The 20,280-nt window shown below is 55.8% G+C and carries 15 protein-coding genes; 10 read left to right on the top strand and 5 right to left on the bottom strand.

What is annotated here, in order from left to right:
• Window positions 1-44 precede the first annotated feature (44 nt).
• Both ABD971_RS29340 and ABD971_RS29335 read right to left on the bottom strand, forming a co-directional pair.
• The gene (locus ABD971_RS29340) at window positions 45-1,232 is read right to left on the bottom strand and encodes a GIY-YIG nuclease family protein (RefSeq protein WP_345327278.1); all 1,188 of its coding nucleotides are present in this window, start codon (window positions 1,230-1,232) and stop codon (window positions 45-47) included.
• Window positions 1,233-1,406: 174 nt separating this feature from the next.
• Window positions 1,407-2,408, bottom strand: a complete 1,002-nt coding sequence (locus ABD971_RS29335; RefSeq protein ID WP_345327277.1) for a Gfo/Idh/MocA family protein — start codon at window positions 2,406-2,408, stop codon at window positions 1,407-1,409.
• A gap of 217 nt (window positions 2,409-2,625) precedes the next feature.
• Between ABD971_RS29335 and ABD971_RS29330 the strand changes: the two genes are divergently transcribed.
• The 6 genes from ABD971_RS29330 (at window position 2,626) to rnc (ending at window position 9,840) form a co-directional block, all read left to right on the top strand.
• Complete coding sequence (locus ABD971_RS29330; protein WP_345327276.1) at window positions 2,626-3,891, top strand: outer membrane protein assembly factor BamB family protein; 1,266 nt, start codon at window positions 2,626-2,628, stop codon at window positions 3,889-3,891.
• Window positions 3,892-3,911: 20 nt separating this feature from the next.
• Window positions 3,912-4,439 (top strand): hypothetical protein, encoded by a 528-nt coding sequence (locus ABD971_RS29325; protein WP_345327275.1) that lies wholly within the window; start codon window positions 3,912-3,914, stop codon window positions 4,437-4,439.
• Window positions 4,436-5,944 carry a radical SAM protein gene (locus ABD971_RS29320; RefSeq protein ID WP_345327274.1) on the top strand — a complete coding sequence of 503 codons (1,509 nt, stop codon included), beginning with the start codon at window positions 4,436-4,438 and terminating at the stop codon, window positions 5,942-5,944. Before ABD971_RS29325 ends, ABD971_RS29320 begins: the two co-directional genes overlap by 4 nt.
• A gap of 6 nt (window positions 5,945-5,950) precedes the next feature.
• Window positions 5,951-6,706, top strand: coding sequence for a prolipoprotein diacylglyceryl transferase (locus tag ABD971_RS29315; protein WP_345327273.1), 756 nt, complete (start codon window positions 5,951-5,953; stop codon window positions 6,704-6,706).
• Window positions 6,707-6,807: 101 nt separating this feature from the next.
• Entirely contained in the window at window positions 6,808-8,544 is a 1,737-nt protein-coding gene (locus ABD971_RS29310) for an alkaline phosphatase (RefSeq protein ID WP_345327272.1), read from the top strand.
• Window positions 8,545-9,042: 498 nt separating this feature from the next.
• Window positions 9,043-9,840 carry a ribonuclease III gene (rnc, locus tag ABD971_RS29305; protein ID WP_425571391.1) on the top strand — a complete coding sequence of 266 codons (798 nt, stop codon included), beginning with the start codon at window positions 9,043-9,045 and terminating at the stop codon, window positions 9,838-9,840.
• Between the two features lie 66 nt (window positions 9,841-9,906).
• Here the strand turns inward: rnc and ABD971_RS29300 are convergent, their stop codons facing one another.
• Window positions 9,907-11,211: a tetratricopeptide repeat protein gene (locus tag ABD971_RS29300; RefSeq protein WP_345327271.1), complete on the bottom strand. Its 1,305-nt coding sequence runs from the start codon at window positions 11,209-11,211 to the stop codon at window positions 9,907-9,909.
• Window positions 11,212-11,606: 395 nt separating this feature from the next.
• On the bottom strand, window positions 11,607-12,170 hold the full coding sequence (locus ABD971_RS29295) for a hypothetical protein (protein WP_339939162.1): 564 nt from the start codon (window positions 12,168-12,170) through the stop codon (window positions 11,607-11,609).
• Between the two features lie 493 nt (window positions 12,171-12,663).
• On the opposite strand from ABD971_RS29295, the gene ABD971_RS29290 reads away from it, so the two are divergent.
• The 3 genes from ABD971_RS29290 to ABD971_RS29280 all read left to right on the top strand — a co-directional run bounded on the left by ABD971_RS29290 (window position 12,664) and on the right by ABD971_RS29280 (window position 16,660).
• Window positions 12,664-14,001: a DUF4013 domain-containing protein gene (locus tag ABD971_RS29290; RefSeq protein ID WP_345327270.1), complete on the top strand. Its 1,338-nt coding sequence runs from the start codon at window positions 12,664-12,666 to the stop codon at window positions 13,999-14,001.
• 212 nt (window positions 14,002-14,213) lie between these two features.
• Window positions 14,214-15,644: a S41 family peptidase gene (locus tag ABD971_RS29285; RefSeq protein ID WP_345327269.1), complete on the top strand. Its 1,431-nt coding sequence runs from the start codon at window positions 14,214-14,216 to the stop codon at window positions 15,642-15,644.
• 257 nt (window positions 15,645-15,901) lie between these two features.
• Window positions 15,902-16,660 carry a hypothetical protein gene (locus ABD971_RS29280; protein ID WP_339939168.1) on the top strand — a complete coding sequence of 253 codons (759 nt, stop codon included), beginning with the start codon at window positions 15,902-15,904 and terminating at the stop codon, window positions 16,658-16,660.
• A 301-nt stretch (window positions 16,661-16,961) separates the two neighbouring features.
• Here the strand turns inward: ABD971_RS29280 and ABD971_RS29275 are convergent, their stop codons facing one another.
• On the bottom strand, window positions 16,962-18,959 hold the full coding sequence (locus ABD971_RS29275; RefSeq protein ID WP_345327268.1) for an ABC transporter ATP-binding protein: 1,998 nt from the start codon (window positions 18,957-18,959) through the stop codon (window positions 16,962-16,964).
• A gap of 424 nt (window positions 18,960-19,383) precedes the next feature.
• Here ABD971_RS29275 and ABD971_RS29270 point away from each other — a divergent pair, with 424 nt between their 5' ends.
• Window positions 19,384-20,130 carry a hypothetical protein gene (locus ABD971_RS29270; RefSeq protein ID WP_339939172.1) on the top strand — a complete coding sequence of 249 codons (747 nt, stop codon included), beginning with the start codon at window positions 19,384-19,386 and terminating at the stop codon, window positions 20,128-20,130.
• Window positions 20,131-20,280: the final 150 nt, after the last annotated feature.

Below are 20,280 nucleotides of genomic sequence, written 5' to 3'. Positions count from 1 at the left end.
AATCGCAAGAAAAGGGAGCGTGGACCGATTGACAGGCTGGAAGCCTACCCTACTTTTTTGAGGACGGCTCGGTACTTTCGACCGGCTTGTTCGGGTAGGAACGTCCGTTGCCGCTCGGCGCGGTTCTTGCGGAACCAGGTTGCAACAAGGTTTAGCGTGTGAGGATACGCGCCGTGACCGCGATCGATTGAGTTTGCGGTGATCGCTTTCCAATGCTCCAGCGTCGGTTTCATCCGCGCGTACTGCTCTGCATTTTTAGGTGCCGCAGCTACCGCCGCCAATTCGCCCCCGTGAATCAAATACCACGTGTGGCAGCCATCGTAACCGGGCACCGGATAGATAAAGGTATAGTCACGGCGTGCCTTGGCAAGCATCGCTAATTTGCGGTGCACGTACTTGACCGATGCCAGCGTCTCGTAAGCTCGCCCCGCCAATTCATATTGCTGATTCGCCGCCGCGTTTTCCATTTGGTCTTGTAGTGCGACAATCGGCTCATCATTGAACCCCTCTAAAAAACTCTGTGCTGCGTTGACTTGCAACTGATAGGCGTCGCCGGTACAGGCCGCAGCACAGGGGCCCAAGCAGGTGTTTAGTTCGAGTCGCAAGCAGCCGGGTCGATGATCGAGATCAAACAGCTGCAATTGCTCGGCAAAATGGAACACCTGTTGTTGGCTGCAATCTCGCAATCGGAACACTTTGTTGAGTGCATCGATCGCTCGTTGCATCCGCTTGGCACCGTAAAAAGGCCCTTCGACGCCCACACAATCTTGCGGTGGCTTGGCCGCTAAAAAGAAATAGGGGGCTGGTACGCGGCCCAGACACAGATAGACGGGGCGTTGACGCTTTGGCACTCCTTGCACATTCCAGCGAGGCGAAAATCGGCGAATCAATTGCTGTTCACGAACCAGCGCGGCAAAATCACTTGGCTGGGTTTCCCACTGAATCGCTCGCGTGTTCTCGATGATGCGGCCGCCTTTTTCGTCCTTGTTCGAGTCGGCAAAGTAGCTGAGCAATCGCGAGCGGAGCGACTTGCTTTTGCCGACATAGATCAAATCCCCTTTGCGGCTGAGCATTCCATACACACCGGGAACCTGCGGACAGGTCTGCACGATTTGGTCTCGAATCTCTGGCTTGCTCTGGCCTCCGACCGCTTCGATCCCACGCGGCGCGTGCGGATTGAGTGAATCGATGCCAAAACCAAACGCTGGCTGGTCGGGCCAAATTGCCTCCATGCTGTCTGCCGTCCTTGGGATGGAAAATGGATTGCCAGAAAAATCGCGAGTCGCGAAATCATTATGCCGCAATCACTGCAATCGCCCAAGCAGCAAAATGGGCGGGCGATTTGAATTTAGCAGTCAATTTGCGGTGCTAGCAAATGAGCCATCACGTCCGATGGGGACGGCCACTTAGAGCTGCATTTCGACAATCGAGAGGGCATCGGCTGCGGTTTTCGCGTCAAGGATCGGCGAAACTTCCGAGCCAGCGACCGCATCGGCTGCCGCATCGATCTCTTCGATGAATCCGGCAATCGGGTCACCATCGCCGAGTGTGGGCCGCTCGACCGAACCGTCCGCATTCATGATCGTCAGCGGAATCGACGCGGTGCTGCCGTCGGCATAGGCCGCGAACTCGAACTGCAGCGTTGCCTTTTCGAAGCTGACTTCGTAGCCGTGAGTGAATCCGCGCGCGGGTGAATCGATCACACCTCCACCTGCCGATACGACCAACGACGGATCATCGAACTGGAACACGGTTTCGTAGAACTTGGGCGTGCCATCTTTGCTTTGCTTGGCACACGACGCGGCACTGGGCATTCCAAACAGCAAGCGGATTAGATGCGCGTCGTGGACTTGCAGATCCACAAGCGGCCCCCCGACTTTGCTGCGATCATAAAAATCGGGGATCCAATCCGGCGGGCTGATCGTGCGTTTAAAGCGTCCGGCGATCGGTTTGCCCCAGCGGCCATCGCCCGCGGCATCGACCAAGATTTTGAACTCGGGCATGAACGGCAAAATGTGAGCGACCATCAATTGGCCCGGTTTCGCTTCGGCCGCCAGTGCTTGGGCAGTCGCCGCATCGAGCGCGAGCGGTTTTTCACAGAGCACTCGCTTACCACTTTGAAAACAGCGACGGATGGCGTCCGCGTGCAGATGAGGCGGCAGGCAGATATCGATCAGATCAATCGAATCGTCCTCTAACATCGCATCCAACGACTCGACCACGTTGATCGAACTGACGTCGATCTGTTCTCCCGGAGGCCCGAAGTTCCCTTTGATTTCTCGCCAATCACCACTGCGTTTCTTGGGGTCGCGACTGGCAAACGCGACCAACTCGGCTCGGGTTGATCGTTGATAGGCCAAGTAATGGATCCAGCCCATGAATCCGACTCCCACAATTCCAGCTCGCATTGAATTCTCCGAGAAATCTTGATGAATGACGACAAAGAATGATTCTGATTCAATTCATTTGTGGCGTGATTGTAACGCAAAACTCGCTTCCGCAGGTCCCACGTTCAGTTGACGGTGTCGATGCATTAAACTGATCGACTCTGATCACCCCGCCCGTCCGCTCCTTCATGATCGATTCGCGGCTTTTCGAATCGCGGTGCCTTTTCTGAGGAAAAAAATGAAACCCATTCTGCTTCTGCTCTCGATGCTGGGACTCGTTTCACTGATCGCCCAGAATGGGGCGGCCCAGGACTGGCCACAATGGCGAGGCCCCGATGCCAACAACCATGCCACAGCGGAAATCAAACTGCCGCTTCGCTGGGACGTTTCCACCGCAAGCGATGTTGCTTGGCGAACCAAAATCCCAGGACGAGGGCACTCGACTCCGATTGTGGTTCAAGATTCGATTTTTCTAACCACTGCGGAATCCGACAAACAAACGCAAAGTGTCCTGAAGCTCAATCGATCCGATGGACGATTGCTGGACCAATGGGTGATCCACCGCGGCACGTTGCCAGCACGCATTCATCCGCACAATTCCAACGCGTCACCGAGCCCGGCATTTGACGGCACCCGTGTTTACGTTGCCTTTCACACCGACGATGCGATTTGGGTCACCGCCTTGACCCCCGAAGGTCGCAAAGTGTGGCAGAGGAAAGTCAGCAACTTTGCACCCGAGGCGTTTCAGTTCGGATATGGGGCAAGCCCGATTATCGAAGACGATCTTGTGATCGTCGCGGCCGAATACGATGGCGAAGACAGCGGGTTGTATGCGCTGGACTCGCAAACCGGCAAACAAGTCTGGAAGACCACGCGTCCTAAAAACCTGAACTTTGCCTCGCCGATCGTGACCACTCTTTCCGGTCGACGCCAGATTCTGCTTGCCGGGGCGGACAAGATTTGTGCCTACGACCCGCGCAATGGCAAAGAACTATGGAGCGTCGACACCGCGACCGAGGCCATTTGCGGCACCATCGTTTGGGATGACCAACAGCGGATCATGGTCAGCGGCGGCAATCCCAAATCGGGAACGTGGTGCGTTAGCGGCGAAGGGAAACACAACGTGCTGTGGGAGAATCCGGTACAATGTTATGAACAATCCCTACTAACGATCCCAGGCCATGTCGTTGGCGCCGCTGACAATGGCGTGCTGTATTGTTGGCGGACGCAAGACGGAACGGAGATGTGGAAAAAGCGATTGTTCGGTGGCGGAATTAGCGCCTCGCCGATGTTGGTAGGGGATCGGATCTATATCGCCAGCGAAGCGGGAATGATCTATGTCGTCGCGGCAACGCCCAACCGATTCGACTTGCTATCGGAGAACCCGTCGGGCGATTCGATCTTTGCCACCCCCGTCGCGATCGATGACCGCTTGTTAATACGAACCGGGATCGGGGTTGGCGAAGACCGCAAAGAGTATCTGATCGCGATCGGAAAAAAATAAAACGGCAAAGCGATTCCATCATGGAAAACCCTTATCAACCGCCTGGCGAAACCGACGAAGCGGCCGAACCGTTGACGTTGCCGGCGGAGGGCCCGGTGCGGTTTGTCGGCGGCATGAGCTCGGTAGTGGCGGTGGGGGTGATTGGGGGAATTCTGTTGATGGTCATCGCTTTCGGCGGCGTTGCGGTCGGCAATTCCTTAGGCATGATGATCCTGCTGTTGAGCGTGCTGGGGTTCGCATCGCTGTGGATCGTTGTTTCGTTGCTGCGAGGCGTGACCGTGACGATGCCTTGGAAATGGGTATTGCCGCTGCTGTTAACGCCGATCGTCTTCGTCTTGTTTGTCCCGGTCTGCGCCGCTAGTGGTTTTGTCGCGATGATGACCATCGGCAATGCTGGTTATGCCCCTTCGATCGTTGGGCTTAGCATTGCGGTGATCGGCAGCTTCACATTGGCGATCGCTTGTATCGCAACCGTGATACGTTCTCGCTATGCCGCGAGTGCTCGTCAAGACGCCGCGATGGCTCGACATGAAAGTGCAAGCGAATGATCAATCGTCCTCAGGTCCCGCTTGCCAAATCCGCGATCGCAGCGATCGACCCTCGTCCGCGAGCCGATCACGTCATGATCGGCACCACCGATTCGCTGTGTCCTGAATGCATGACCGTGGTACCCGCGAAAATCATTACGCGCGGGCAACGCGTTTACTTCCGCAAAAAATGCCCACAGCATGGTGTCCGCGAGGATTTTGTTTGCAGCGATGCTCGATGGTGGGATCGCGGCGAAGGGCACACCGCATCAGTTTTTCCCTTGGTGCGATCAACGGAGTCCGACAAAGGATGCCCACACGACTGTGGGCTGTGCGAAGAACATGAACAACACACATGTATCGGATTGGTTGAACTGACCGACCGTTGTAACCTGAGTTGTCCGATGTGTTTCGCATCGAGCGGACCGTCGGGGAAAGACCATTCGCTGGACGACATCATCGCCTCACTTGATCGGTTAATCGAGTGTGAAGGGCGCGCCGAGGTGTGTCAATTGTCGGGCGGCGAACCGACGCTGCATCCGCAATTTGAACGTATCGTGGACGAGGCACTCGCTCGGCCGATTGATTATGTCATGATCAATACCAATGGACTGCGACTAGCTAAAGACGCGGCGCTCGTCGAGCGTTTGGCAAAGAATCGAGATCGCATCGAAATCTATTTCCAATGGGACGGGATGGACCGCGAGTTGGTTCGCCGGGTGCGTGGCGAAGACGTAATCGATGTCAAACGCCGTGCCCTGGATCGCTTGGGCGAAGCCGATTTGAATGTGACGTTGGTGTCGACGCTTACAGCGCCACTGGACGAAAATTTCTACCGCGATTTATGGTCCGAGGCGTTGGGGCGAACCAATGTAACGGGGCTTAGCCTGCAACCGGCGACGTTTAGCGGTCGGCATTGGTTGCCCGCTGACTTAGAGGACCGTGTGACGTTTCCTGACGTCATCCAAGGCTTGGCCAAGGCCAGTGGAGGGATGATTCGCGAGCACGATTTCACGCCGCTGCCCTGCGCTCATCCGAACTGTCATCAAATCATGTTGGCGGCGCGGAATGGAAACCGCTTAGCAGCACTGAATCAAATCGCTCCTGTTGCTGAAAATCTTGACTTGATCGCCGGTGGCATCAGCTTTACTCCCGAGCGATCTCAGCAACTCGTCCGTCTGTTTCTGGAACGCATGTCGCACTGTGGAAGCGATTGCGGTTGCGCGGACGTTGTCTCGCTTGATCCTACGAAATTGCCGACCCAAACAAATTTTGTCAATTCATTCGAAAGCATGGATCCGGTGCTCGATCGCTTCTTCGCCCGCGTGTTGGCTCAACAAGCCACCGCCAAAGACTTGATGCGGGTCACGATCACGAGCTTTCTTGATGCCTATAATTTTGACATTCGTCAACTGATGAAGTGTTGTACGCATCACGTATTGCCAAGTGGTCACATGGTGCCGTTTTGTGCGTACAACACGTTGTACCGCCCCGGCCATTTGTCGCTTCCACCGCTGAAGTCGTAAGCATTGATGTTCCAGTCTCGAATCGCTTACGCCGTTTGCATGGGATTCGCTGCGGCGATCGCAGCTTACTGGATCCGTCGTCGGCAGCGGTCCATGGAACTCGATACCGCGCAGCGTCTCGGGATCCTGGTCGGCGGTTTGGTGGGCGCCACCGTCGCAGCGAAGCTGCCATTCCTGCTGGCGGGCACCTATGCCGGTGGCAACCCGTTGGACCTGTGGTTCAGCGACGGTAAGACGGTGTTATGGGGATTAGCGGGCGGATACTTGGGAGTCGAGTTTGCCAAGTGGACATTCTATGTGCGTGTTTCCACGGGGGATACTTTCGTCATTCCTGTTGCCATTGCAATCGCGATCGGCCGTATCGGATGTTTGCTGTATGGTTGTTGCTACGGCGTGGCGACGAACCAAAGTTGGGGGCTGCGTTTTTCGGCGGCTGAGGATGGCGGACTGCTACTGCGGCATCCAGCCCAATTGTACGAGTTCGCGTTCCATGTCTTGTTTGCATGTGTGGCAGGCTATGGGATCCGCAATGGCAAAGGGACTCCGCACTGGATGCTGCTGTACCTGATCGCTTACGCCACGTTCCGCTTCGTCAGCGAATCATGGCGACCGGAACCACCACTGGCGGGCGGGTTGACCTTCTATCAGTGGAGCAGTTTGGGGATCGGCGTGGGCTTCTCGGCCTTACTTTTGTGGCGTTTGCATGTTGAAAAAATGACGATTCGGTTAATCAAGGATCGAGAATCGAAGTTAGGGATCTGACAAACGATCGGCGAGCAGGTATTGTGGGCAAAACGGCCAGCAAGCGAGTCTGTTGAATCCGTTTGCTGTCGTCACGACGTTCCTCTGACCCCACCTGAATCATGCGATTTTTCTCATTGCCACTTTGCTTTACCTTGATTGCAACATCCAGCATGGGTTGGATCGACGCGTGTCATGGCGAGGACGCAGCGGTGACGGTCGCCGTTACTGCGGAAGCTTCGCCAAAATCGTCCTCCCGACCTAACGCGACCGCTCCGACATCGCCGCCCGTAGACTCGATGCGTGAACTGCAATCGGACGCCATCAAAAAACAATCGGCCCCCTGGGGTCATTGGGGGCATATCCCAAACCGCTACAGCACGTGGCTGAACCATAGCAATCGCTTGATTCCGATCTATACCTTTGGCATCACTCTTGATTCACTTCGCGAAGAAGGCAGTGTTTACAGCGACCCTAAACGTCTAGAGAAACTGTATGGAAACGTCCCCAGCGACACGGTAAATCCCACGGCATCCTACTTTGACCAAACCGACGTCTATCGGTTGCAAAAGAAAGCAGTTGAACAAGGTCGCAAGAACATCATCTTGTTCGTGTTTGATGGAATGGATTGGCAGACCACGCGAGCGGCAGCCATCTACAAGTCGGGAAAAGTCGGCTACGACACCGGCCGAGGCGATGTCTTGTCGTTTCAAAATTACCGCGGCACAAAAACCGACTTCGGATTTTTTTGCACCAGTCCACGACTGGGCGGCACTAAGTTCGATGTCAATTCGCAAGTAGTGCTCGGCGGCGGCAAGGACGCGTCCGGTGGCTTCGATGTCAAGCGAGGTGGGGCGTACCCGTGGCTCGAACAAAGCAACAGCGACTACTTGATCGGCTTGGATCGGACTCAGCCGCATAGCGTTACCGACTCGGCTGCATCCGCCGTCAGCATGACTGCGGGCGTCAAAACCTATAACGGATCAATCAACTACACCGTCGATGGTGAACACATCGTGCCCATCGCTCGCGAATTGCAACCGCAAGGCTTTAAGATCGGTGTCGTGACGAGTGTTCCGCTCAGCCACGCGACTCCGGGGGCGGCCTATGCCAACAACGTTGCTCGCTATGACTATCAAGACATCGCGCGTGACATGGTCGGATTGCGGTCGTCATCCCATCGCGACAAACCACTCGAAGGTGTCGATGTGGTGATCAGCGGTGGATGGGGTGAAGGCAAGGACAAAGACGGCGCGCAAGGCGAAAATTTCGCCCAAGGCAACCCCTACTTTCACCAAGCCGATCTTAGCGCCGTGGATCGTAAAAACGGAGGCAAGTATCACGTCGCACAGCGGACCGAGGGCGTTTCGGGACGCGAGGGATTGATGAAAGGCGCCGAGCAAGCGATTCGTGAAGGGACTCGTTTCCTCGGGTTCTACGGAGCCACCGGCGGGCATTTACCATTCCAAACCGCGGATGGAAACTTCAATCCCACGTTTGATGCCAAGGGAACCGAAACGTACTCGCAAGCCGATATCGACGAGAATCCGACGCTTGCGGACATGACCGAAGCCGCCTTAGGAATCCTGGAAACATCCGAAAAAGGATTCTGGTTGATGGTCGAAGCGGGAGACGTCGATTGGGCCAACCATGCCAACAATTTGGACAGCAGCATTGGCGCCGTACTCAGCGGCGATGCGGCCTTTGACACGATCGTCAATTGGGTCGACCGCAACGATGCCTGGGACGATACCGCGTTGATCGTGACCTCGGACCATGGTCATTTTTTGGTGATCGACGATGCTGAAGTGATTGCGAATGCGGGACGCGCGGATCGCCAAACCGTCTCGGCACCGTAATTTTTCGAGAGAACCTCTCCGCACCCACGTCGCCAAAGCGCCGGCCGTCCCCCCCAAAAAACCGGGGACGTTTGGCGAGTTTCGCGACGCCCCATCGAGCCGCTGGACTTTTTCCGCTGGTCAAGCCGAATGCCACTCGGTAGACTGGGCCAGTTCGTCACACACCGGTGCTTGAGTCCATGATCGACGGTGTCGCAACGCGACCGAAATCGAAAATGCTCGAATTCAATCACCGGCGTGTGACAGAAAGTTGTCCTTCTTCCAATCAGCGTAGAACGAGACCTTTGGTCCAGGTTCCCAACCCGTTGGGTTCCTGCAAGTCCAAGGTGATCGACCGAGCGAAGGCCAAGTAGCATTGGCCCGACCAACCTAATCGGATTGATCCTATCTCGTGCAGAAACCGGGCTCGGGATGTCCTTTTTTAGGATGGAGATCCCACTCGGTCGTTGCCTGCTGCGGTGATTGGAACCAACGTCACACAGCAAACGGGGTGTACTCGTGAATTCATCGGAATTTGATTCCGTTTCGGATGCCGCGGAAATCAACCTTGTCGACGACCTTGAGGGTGTCGACGGGGGGGATCAGGCATCGAAACTACGGCTTTGTCAGGAAATCATCGATTATCGTTTTCAAGACGAATCGTTATTGTTATCCGCTTTGACACACGCCTCGGGCGCCTCTCATCGGCTCGAGAGCAACGAGCGACTCGAATTCCTTGGCGATTCGGTGCTCGGATTGACCGTCTGCCACTGGTTGTACGAGGAATACCCGGAATACAACGAAGGCGATTTGACGAAGATCAAATCGTATGTCGTCAGCCGTCGGTCATGCGGAAAGATCGCCTGCGCCCTTGGACTGGATCGCTGTTTGATCGTCGGACGCGGCGTGACTCGCAATCGCAGCTTTCCCAAGTCACTTGTCAGCGACGTTTTTGAAGCCATCGTGGCGGCGGTCTATCTGGACGGCGGCCCCGAGGTGATTCGCGAACGCTTGAAGAGATGGCTTGCCGACGAAGTCCGCGTCGCAGTCGAAAGCCAGGGCGCAAGCAATTTCAAGAGCACGCTGCAACAATATGCACAGCGAGAACTTTCCAGCACTCCCGTTTACCGCATGATCCGCGAAACGGGCCCAGATCACCGCAAAGCGTTCTTGATCTCGGCCGTGATCGAAGACCGCAGCTTTCCAGCCGCTTGGGGCAATAACAAAAAGGATGCCGAACAACGAGCGGCATCCAATGCACTGGCAGAGCTACACGACCTTTCCGTTCCCTATCCGCAAGAAGAAATGCACGATTGACGTGTCATCACAACTTGGGATGGCTGGGGATCGACGAACCTGTTGGCGAGGTTCGCTCGCTGAGGATCAGTGCGATTCGGGGAACTCGAATCCGTGTGGCAGTTGGAAACCCGAGCCTTGTGACGAGCTGGCTTCACTTTCAGCAGGCTTAGCTGCGGCGGGTTGAACCGGTTTCGCAGCAGGCTTGGTTGCTGCCCCCGGAGTGGTTGGCCACGTGCCGGGTGTTGTCTCTGGCGTCGCCTTGGGATTGACGCTCAACGTTGCCGGCTGAAAACTTGGTGTCGAGTAACTTGGCATCGCTGGCGCCGCGGCCGCAGCCGTGCCGGTGGCCGAAGGTGCAGCGATTGCCGATGTGGCCGGTCCCCAAGTGGTCGCAGCAGGTCGATAGCTCACTGGGGCTGCGGACACATCCGTATTCGCACGAGCCGCGACGCTGGCAGCAGCCTCAGCAGCCCCGGTTGCCGGAGTGGCCGCCGTTTGTGCGGTTGGAGTTTGTGTTTTTGGCGGCTGGGCTGCAATTTTTTCAACTGCCGATTGAGCTGGGCTCACGCCGCGTGACGCATCGATCTGTGCCAGCATTTCGCGTGAACGTTCAACCGCTTTCTTGACCGCCGCGTCGCTCGCACCTTGAGCGTCAAATTTGAGGGTTTCCGACAAGAAGCCGCGGGCTTCGTTCATTTGCCCCTTGCTGTAGTGCAAGTAGGCCATGTTGAAGTTGGCAACCGCAGGCTTGTTGTTCTGCATCAGCACCTGCAGTGCGTCTTGATTCTTGCCTGACTCGAACAACACGCTCGCCAGATTGTTGGCATAACGCGAGGTCCCGGGTGCTAATTCGAGCGACTTGGCAATCATTTTTGCTGCTTCGTCGTGATTCCCTGTCTTGCTGAGGGTTAGCCCCAAATCGTTGTACAGGGCGGCATCACTAGGACTCTGCTTGATCGCAAGCTGGAAGAACTCCGTTGCCTTGACATGATTGCCCTGGCGGAAATGGAGTCTCGCGATACTGGTCAGCGCGGCGCTATCACTGGGCGTTTTTTCCAACGCCTTGTTGTAGCTTTCCATCGCTTTTTGGAAGTTGCCAGTCGATTCCCAAAGTTGCCCGTTGGCGACAAGCACCTCAGGCCCCACGGTCGCAGGTTCTTCGGTCAATCGCAGCGGATCGGTTTCGGAAGTCTCTGCGGAATCCGAGTCCGAGTCACGGCGGAAGACGCCCGCAATGGCGTTGGTGGTTTTACCGATCGCATTTTTGGCAGAGACACCGACGGCACTGACTTGATCTTTGGCACCGGTCGCCGTCGAAGCGATCGATTCGGTCATCGAGGGTTTGTCCGCTTTAGGCGCATCGATCGTCGATCGCGAAAACGGGTTCATCGACGCGAATGTCGGACGTTGGTTCGAGCACCCCGTCGAGAAGCTCACGGCTGAACCAGCAATAAGCGAGAAGAGCAGTGCGCGTTGAATTTTTGCTGATCGTTTCACGAGAAATTCTCCCGAAGGCATGCCGATGAAGTCCTCGAATAGGAGTGGAGACTTCAAAATAGTCTGGGCAAGCAGATTTGCGGTTAAATCGAATGGTTCCGTTTTTAGGGATCGACCCGATTGCCCCGGTAACTTGACTGCGTTTACCAATTTGTTGAAAAGACAATAAAAAAGACGGACTTCCTGTGAAGAAAGTCCGTCTTTGTTTAAACGCTAGCAATATTCGAGCGAATGGCGGCTGGGCCTCTTCGCTTTGCCTGCTTGGTTAGCCAGTTTGCTTGCAAGCTTTACTGGGTTGCAGTGGCACCACCGGATGCGGTAACCGAGGGAAGCTTGGGCTCAGGCAATACTTCCATCCAATTGCGATTGATCTTGGTCGCCCAAGCACCGGGTGCGGTAGAGGGCTCGCGATCGGTCACAAAGACATTGGTGGCGACACCTGCGGTTTGGAAACCTGCGAGGGTTTGCCGTACCGAAGCTACGCGGGCATCGGTCTCTTCGTCGCTCTTGCCACGCAAGACGTAGATATTGCGACGCGACTCAGGTGACTGGGTCGCGATCCAGTGAACACGATTGTGCCCGGACGCCAGCAAAGCACCGTCGCCGGATCGGAACAATTCGTGCCCAATCGTGTTATGGAGACGCCATCCGTTGCTTTTCATCACCTCGAATGGGGCGGTAACTTGGCGTGCGTCCATTTCTTCGAATGGTTCAGGCCATGCATTGTTGCGTTGGTAATCAATGCTCGCTTGATGCCAAAATTGGTGCCAATCAGCGGATACGGTTCCCACTGAAACGCTGAGCATCAAAGCTGCGATGGCAATGCGGCCGCGTCGAACTAAATGTTTCATATCAGGCAGTTCCTTCCGCCGGGTGCGTTCACAAATCAAGAGCAGCATGCGCGATGGGCATCCAAAGCTCAGGGTCGACATTCACATCGACCTGCTCGAGACGGAATCCATACCGCCTTGCTAGAAACTATCGGCCACACCACCCCAATGACTTGTCCGAGCCTAAGCGACTCGGGCACGACCGCTAGAACCGTCACACTCTTCCAACATTCATATCACACGCAACGCTTAAGTCGCACTCTATCTGCCGCGATGCGTTCTCGGGCCACCGCGATGCGTTCTCGGGCCACCGCGATGCGTTCTCGGGCCACCGCGATGGGCCTGGGACGAAAAGCGTCGAATCCATGGTTTTCGCAAAAATTGGCATCAAATCAGACTGACGCTACCAAGATCCCCGCAGCCGATGCGAATAGGATAGAAGTCGGAACGGAATCCCGACCTCCGTATCTGACTCAAACGTTTCTTGCTCAAACGCTCTTCGAGATCGTCCATCGTGGCTCGACCGTCCCCACCCCACACCGATTTGAACGACACTTCAAACGAGACGCAGCCCGAAGTGGTTGTGGCGTCGCTTGTCCAGCGGGGCGTGTCCGAAATGCCGCTGCTGGCAACGCTTGCCCGTGAAAGCAGCGATCTGGATTCCAAAGTCGAAGGCGACGATTTCGCAGCCACCACTTCGATCGCGGCCCCTGAATCGAAGCCGCCGCAAAGTCGGCTGCGACGAGGGTTGGGCTTTTTGACGTGGTCGATCTCGGGCACGTTTTCGCTGGCTTCGCTGATCGTGATCCTGGCGGTGTTGACCGCGATCCCTTTGCTGCAACTGATTGCGTTTGGATACTTGTTGGACGTCGCGGGGCGGTTAACCAATGGAGCCAAATTTTCAGACTCGCTGCCTAATTTGCGTCGTGCTGGCAAAGTGGGGCTGGCCGCGCTCGCAATCTTCCTGGCCTCGCTGCCAACTCAATTATTGATTCACTGGGAATCGGTTGCCCAGTTGATTGATCCGGGTTCGGCCCAAGCCGCTTCGATGCGAACGATGGCGATCATGGTTTGCTTCCTTGCGATCGGTTATCTGCTTTGGGCCTGGGTTCGCGGCGGATCCCTGAAGCATTATTTGTGGCCGCAGCCTAAACGTTTTTTGCGCGAGTCATGGCGTCCGCGCACCTATCATGCGGCAGTCGACTCGTTGTGGGATTTCACGACAGCGTTTGAATTGCCGCGTCTTTTTTGGTTGGGGCTGCGTGGTTTTGTCGGCACATTGATCTGGCTCGCTCCGGCGATGCTGCTGATCGCCGCGAACCGAAATGGAAAACCAGGGGCTGCGGGAGTGATCGGTGCCGTGTGTATTTTGTTTATGGGCATCTCGCTGCTCTATCTGCCGATGCTGCAGGCTCACTTTGCTTCGGTCAACCGACTGCGGGGGCTATTTGCCGTTCGCACGATTCGTCGCGATTTTCGCCGTGCTCCCTGGGCGTGGCTGCTTGCGATGGTGATCGGCTTGGTGCTGATGCCGATTCCGCTGTACCTGCTAAAGATCGAAGCCACCCCGCGTGAAGTGGTCTGGTTACCGTGTCTGGTGTTCGTCGCGTTTATCTTGCCCGCTCGTATCGCCGAGGGCTTGGCACTGCGACGGGCGCGAAGCAAACCTGAAGAGCCCCGCGGCACGTGGGCCGCCGTTTCTCGCTGGAGCGTACGGCTGCTGATGTTACCGGTCGTGGGAATCTATTTGGCGTTTTTGCAGCTGTCCCAGTACACCAGCTGGGATGGCTTGATGACGTGGATCCAACAACATGCGATCTTGTTGCCGATCCCGTTCATGGGGGGCGTTTAACCAGCAAACCGCGGAGGAACGAAGTTTTCTAAGCTGAACGCGACCTACAATTCTAGTGCTGTCTGCCTCACGCGACTGTCGGGTACAATCTGTCGGGTACAATTGAAGGGGCGTAGTAGGGGGGCGGCGTCATTTTGCACGCCCTCGATTCGCAGCGCTCTGCCAAACTTGTCGATTCTCGTTCGCTCGCCTCTTCATTGGGCTTCGTTTGCATGCCATCACGCAATCTGAATATCATTCTGCTAACGCTTTGTTTCTCGCTATTGTGTTTTTTGACGCATCGCCGAGCGAAGCCTGCGATGTTGGTGGGCGACGCACTCGATTTGATCCACCATCACTATGTCGACCCGATTGATGAAGACCGCTTGCTGATCGCCGCGATGAACGGCATGACATCGATCCTGGATCAAAATTGCGAATTCATCCCGCTGGATGCCTATGCGTCGTTTCAAGACAGCATGAGTCAGGAGTTTGCGGGTATCGGTATTTACGTCGAGCAACCCGACATCACCAAACCCGTCCGTGTTGTCACCCCCCTCGTCGGTTCGCCGGCACTGAGGGCAGGGATGATGCCGGGGGATGAGATTGTCAAAATCGACGGCGAGGATGTTTCCAAACTGAACCTAAAAGAGGTCAGTGCAAGATTAAAAGGCCCGATCGGCACCATCGTGTACGTCGTTGTACGCCGGGATGGTCAAGACGGGGATGGTCCAGACGAGGATGGTCAAGATGGGGACGCCCAAGAGCTGTCGTTGTCGATTGACCGATCGACGATTGAACTCGAATCGGTGATCGGGGACTATCGAGATGAAAACAACCATTGGGTCTATCGATTACAAGATGATCCCTCGATCGCCTACGTCCGGCTGACCAGTTTTGGCGAAAAGACCGACGGCGAACTTCGCACCGTGCTGGAACGGTTGAACAATGATTTCCGTGGCTTGGTGCTCGATTTACGTGGCAACAGCGGCGGGTTGTTGTACGCCGCAGTCGACATCTGTGACATGTTTCTCGATCGCGGACGTATTGTCTCGACGCGGATCCGAGGCGGCAAGGTTTATGACGAATTCGACGCCCAGACCGGCACGTTGGTCAAAAGCGACAAACCTGTCGCCGTGCTGATCGATGGCAATTCGGCGAGTGCCAGCGAGATTGTTGCGGCATGTTTGCAAGATCATCAGCGGGCAGTCGTGGTGGGCACACGCAGCTACGGCAAAGGAACCGTCCAAAATATCCTGCCGCTGCAATACGGACGCAGTGCACTGCGATTAACGGTCGCGAGGTACTATCGCCCCAGCGGCAAAAATATCCATCGCGTCATCGATGCCAAACCCGAAGACGAGTGGGGGGTCACTCCTAATCCCGAGATGGAAGTCAGTCTGGATGAAAGCACGCTGGAAAAATTGAGTAAACGGTGGCGTGAGGCGTCTTACCCGAGTTTGGCTGCCGCGTCGGAACTGCAACTACACAGCGACGAAACGAGCGATGACCCCACCTCTGAAAAGGAAGGCGTCGAAGCGGAAGGGATGCCGGAGGGCGGCTTGAGTCTAGATCCGGTATTACGTCGGGCGGTCGAGGCAATCGACGCAGATCGAGCGATCGACGACGAAGCGAGCATCGATACAGTCCCCGCAGCCGCCTAATTTTCAGTAATTTGCTTACCTGAGCGACAAATTGGTTACAATCGGTGATGCCGCTGTTTGGCCATACATGGGTCACAGGTCGGCCTTTTCTTAAAACGTTAATCGTGTGACGCCGCATGACACGAAAGAAAACGTTTGCCGGAGCGTGATGCGATAACTAGAGTTTGTAGAACGCAAAATCCTTTGCGAGCAGAATGTTCGGTAAACACCTCACGATTAGCACAAAACACCACCCCTCCATACGGGGAGCACGCCCGATGAAAAAGACGTTACTCAGCGCGGTTCTGGTTGCCGCAGGCTCCTTTTGCCTGCTGACGGATTCTCCTTCCGCCAACGCCCAAAACCCGATTTTGTCCGAGATGTACGGTCGAGGAGTGCACTCCTTCTATGCCGGCCGTTACGACGACGCCAACAAATTTCTCTCGATGGCCATCGACAATGGCATCAAAGACCCTCGCGCCTACTACTTTCGTGGCTTGGTCGCTAACTCGTTGGGAAATCCCTACGAAGCGGAAGAGGATTGGCGTCAGGGTGCGGAACTCGAAGCCCGCGCCGGCAGCAATCCCTCGATCGGTCGCTCGTTGGCCCGTTTTCAAGGCGCCGAACGGCTGAAGCTAGAACAGATTCGCCAGACGGCACGTTTGGAATTGATGGCGACTGCCGCAAGCCGTTCACAGCAGCGTTATGGCGAAATTGACAGCGCCGCAGCGGCAGCAGCTCCGGCGGCAAAAGCATCCGCTCCGCGAAACGCAGTCACGCCGCCACCCATTCCGCCCACCGCCGAAAATCCTTTCGCCGACGATGTGGAATTTGCCACCGGCGAAGCAAAACTGGAATCCAACGACGCCTTCGCTGGCGCCGACAAAGGTGACGCTGCCGCCCCTGCAGCCATGGACGCGGCTGCCCCCGGTGATGACGGCGGCAACATTTTTGATGCCGGAGGGGACGCTGGTGCCAGCGATCCGTTTGGCGGAGGAGCACCGATGGAAGATCCGTTCTCCGGTGCAGGCTTCTAGCACGCCCCAACTTCTAGCACCTCACGTGCCTTGTCAAAAGACAGAGAAGCCAAAGGCAAAGAAACGGGGTAGCGGAACTCATGCGAGAGTTTCGTTCCCCTTTGACCGCCGCCACCGAAATCCGTTGACGGCTTGTTGATTTAGTCCAAATGCGAATTGCAATGGTGAGCCGTGGGCCGTAAGGCACCGGGTACCGCGTGGGACCCGGCCGCTGACGCGCGAGCGGCTCAATAAATCAACAAGTCGTTGACGGCTTCCGCAACGCGGCTTGCTCCACGAGCGTCTTCTCGGGGAACTCTCTTTAAGCAGCCTTTCGCTGCTCGCTGCCACACAGACTTTGGTAGAACCGATTGCGAGTGATCAATTCGTCGTGGCGTCCTGAGTCAGAGATCTGTCCCGCTTCGATCACCACGATCCGGTCAGCCATCGACAAACTGCTGTGGCGATGCGTGATCATCACTCCGGTGCGGTCGACCAAGAACTTCGCTAGCGCTTGATGAATCAATTGCTCGCTTTCCAGATCGATCTGGCTCGTCGCTTCGTCAAGAATCAAGATATCGGGATTCCGCAAGAAGGCACGCGCTAAGGCGAGCCGTTGCATCTGGCCTCCGGAGAGTTGCGTCCCGTTGCTGCCGAGCCGCGTTTGATAACCATCGGGCGTTTTTCGCAAAATGAACTCATCGGCAAACGCCATCTTCGCCGCTCGTACCACCGCATGCGAATCGGCGCCAGGCGAACCGTAGCGAATATTGTTTTCAATCGTGTCGTCAAACAAGATCGTTCGCTGAGTCACCAAGGCAATTCGGCGTCGCAAATCGCGAGTCTTCATCTCGTGAATCGGTGTGTCATCCAACAACACTTGCCCGCTTTGCGGATCGTCAAACCGGCATAACAGATTGACAATCGTGCTCTTGCCGCTGCCGTTCGGGCCGACCACGGCAATCGTCTCGCCATGACGGATCGTCAAGTCCACTCCACGCAACACGGTCGGGCCTGAGGTGTATTGGTAGACCACATTTTCGAGCCGAATCTCGCGATGCGGTCGCGCCGTCGTGCGATCATTCTTGGGTTCTGCGACACGGATGGGTTTATCAATGATCTCATAAACACGCTCCGTCGCTGCAATACCTCGCTGCAAACCGCTCCATACATCGGATAACTTTTTGGCCGGATCCGAAGCACCGATCAAGAAACCAAAGAACATCAAAATCTCGCCGACCTCCAGTGGCACCGTGCTCATCGGAATCCCAAACAAGCTGGTTTGTTGATTGACCACCAAATAGCCACCTGCCAAGATCGCCAGTCCCACCACGGTCATCCCCAGCATTTCGCTGCTGCTGCGGGCCAGTGTGTTGTAGAACGCCATCTTCATCGATTTGCCATAGTATGCACGGATGCCACGATCAAACTTGGCACGTTCAAACCCTTGCGTGTTAAAGGCCTTGACGACTCGGATCCCTGCGAACGAATCGTTCAGCATCCCGTACAACTGGCTCATCTCTTCCATCGCCCGCCGACTTGCTCGACGAATCGCGCGGCTCAGATGATGCATCACCAATCCGACCAACGGCGTGACAATCATCACGAACAACAGCAACCGCCAACACACAAACATCGCGCCGCCCAAACAGACCGCCATCTTCAGCGGCTCACGAACAAGCCGCCCCAATAACGCGGTGATCCCCGCCGAGACGTGAGCGATATCGTTGGTCAGCCGCGACGTCAAATCCGCCGAACCGTTCTCACCAAATGAATCGAGGTCCAACCGCAACGCTTTGCGAAAGAACAGAGCGCGAAGGTCCACCGCCGCTGATTCAGCGACATACTGGACCAGCATTAGATTAATTAATAGAGCAACTAACTTGACCGCCGTTCCGCCGACCAACAGGGCCACGATCAACATCAACGTCGCATAGGAACCGCGAGGAGCGTAGGCATCGATCGTCGGTTTCATCCACCGCAGATAGCTGCTTGATTCCGCGATCGCCGTCTGGGTCGCGGTGGCAGTTTCGATCTGAAGCCGCAGGTTTTTGGCCGTCTTTTCGTCGGCCTCCGCTAATTTTGCCGACAATTGGTTGATTTCAGCATCAAGTTCGTCGATCCGAGCATCGGTCTGGTTGATTTGCTTTTCAGCGTACCCCGGCAAACTGTCGCCCTTAAAAACGACTTCGACCAACGGGTACAGCGTGCCGATATTGGCCCCCCATAGGACGGCAATCAACATCGATGTCATCACGATCCCGGTGATCGACCATTTACGACGCAGTGCGATGCGAAGTGCGCGACCAAAATTTTTCATCGTTGTTCGTCGTCCCTGACGAGTAGATCCGTCTATTGTCTGCGAAAATCAGCAAGTTGAAGCCTGTCTTGTAAACCAGATGCGGTCGCCTGGGCTAGACGAATTCATTGCTAGCACAGACCCGACATCATCGATCCGCCGCTCTCGCCGGCCGTCGCCCTCATGCAAAAGCGACGCAATTTCCCGCCCATTCTCGCTGCGTGTTTGACGCGGCGCGGGATTCGGGCCCCGCCGACGGGCAAGCTAAAAAAATTGGACTTTTTGCGTAAGCTTGCAAAACCGTCCACCCACCAAGGGCGTAGACACACTACCGCTTTGTCACGACGAAAGTTTCGCCAAACGCGAAAACGTCGTGTTTCCACAGCGAACGCAGTTCTCGTCTGAATCGATCCCACTTCCCCCCCTGTATGAGCTCTTTTGCAAGATGCCGACTGATGCTGAGATAAAACCGATCGTTCCCATGATGGGCGCCGAAGGAGGCTTTGAGGAGGACGAGTCGGTTCCCCCGTTGCGAATCTCGGGTTTCCTATGCCTGTTTTTCGGCCTGTTGAGTGCATTGGGCATCATTGGCTATCCGATGCTGGTGACCGCAGTGATTGCGATTGCCCTCGGTTTGGTCGCGCTACGGCCTTGGGACAAACAAAAACCGGTTGGCGTGACTCCGGCCCGCATCGGGTTGGTGCTCGCAGTGGCCTTTGGGTCATGTGGATACTTTGTTCACAGCATGAAATCCCGCACGCTCGCCAATCAAGCCGAGTATTTTGCCCGCCAATACCTCGATGTGGTCGCGAAAGGGGAATTCGCCATCGCGATGGAACTGAAAAAGGAGGCCGTGAATCGTCTGCCGCTGCACATGCCGCTGATGGACCACTATCAGTCAAGCGAAGAGAACATGAAGACGCTCACGGAATTTGAGTCGGACGGAATCAACCAACAATTGACCGACGTCGGCCCAGGCGTCGCGTGGGAACTTGGCGAACCAGTGCGTGTTTTCCAGTACTACGGGATGCAACAAGCCGAACTGCTGTTTCTGAATCCGAACAGCAACCAAGAGCCCAAGAAGATCTACATGTTGATGAAATACGACATCGATGCTCAGGGCGTGGGGCAATGGCGAGTCGATCAATGCCGCCCCCACATGAAACGTCTGGTCGCCGAAAGTATCCTGTAGCGAAACTCGTCAAGTGTTTCGAATCATTCGGCAAATACGACGAAAGCCGTTGACGGCTTGTTGCTTTAATCCAAACGCAAATCGAAATGGTGAGCCGTGGGCCGTAAGGCGAGCCCTTTCAAGCTAGCACTCATGCGGCTCTCTTGGCGA

Source organism: Novipirellula rosea (assembly GCF_039541335.1).
In the GTDB taxonomy this organism is placed as follows: domain Bacteria; phylum Planctomycetota; class Planctomycetia; order Pirellulales; family Pirellulaceae; genus Novipirellula; species Novipirellula rosea.
The sequence above is the reverse complement of the archived record's forward strand: the minus strand, read 5'-3'. Positions and strand labels throughout refer to the sequence as shown.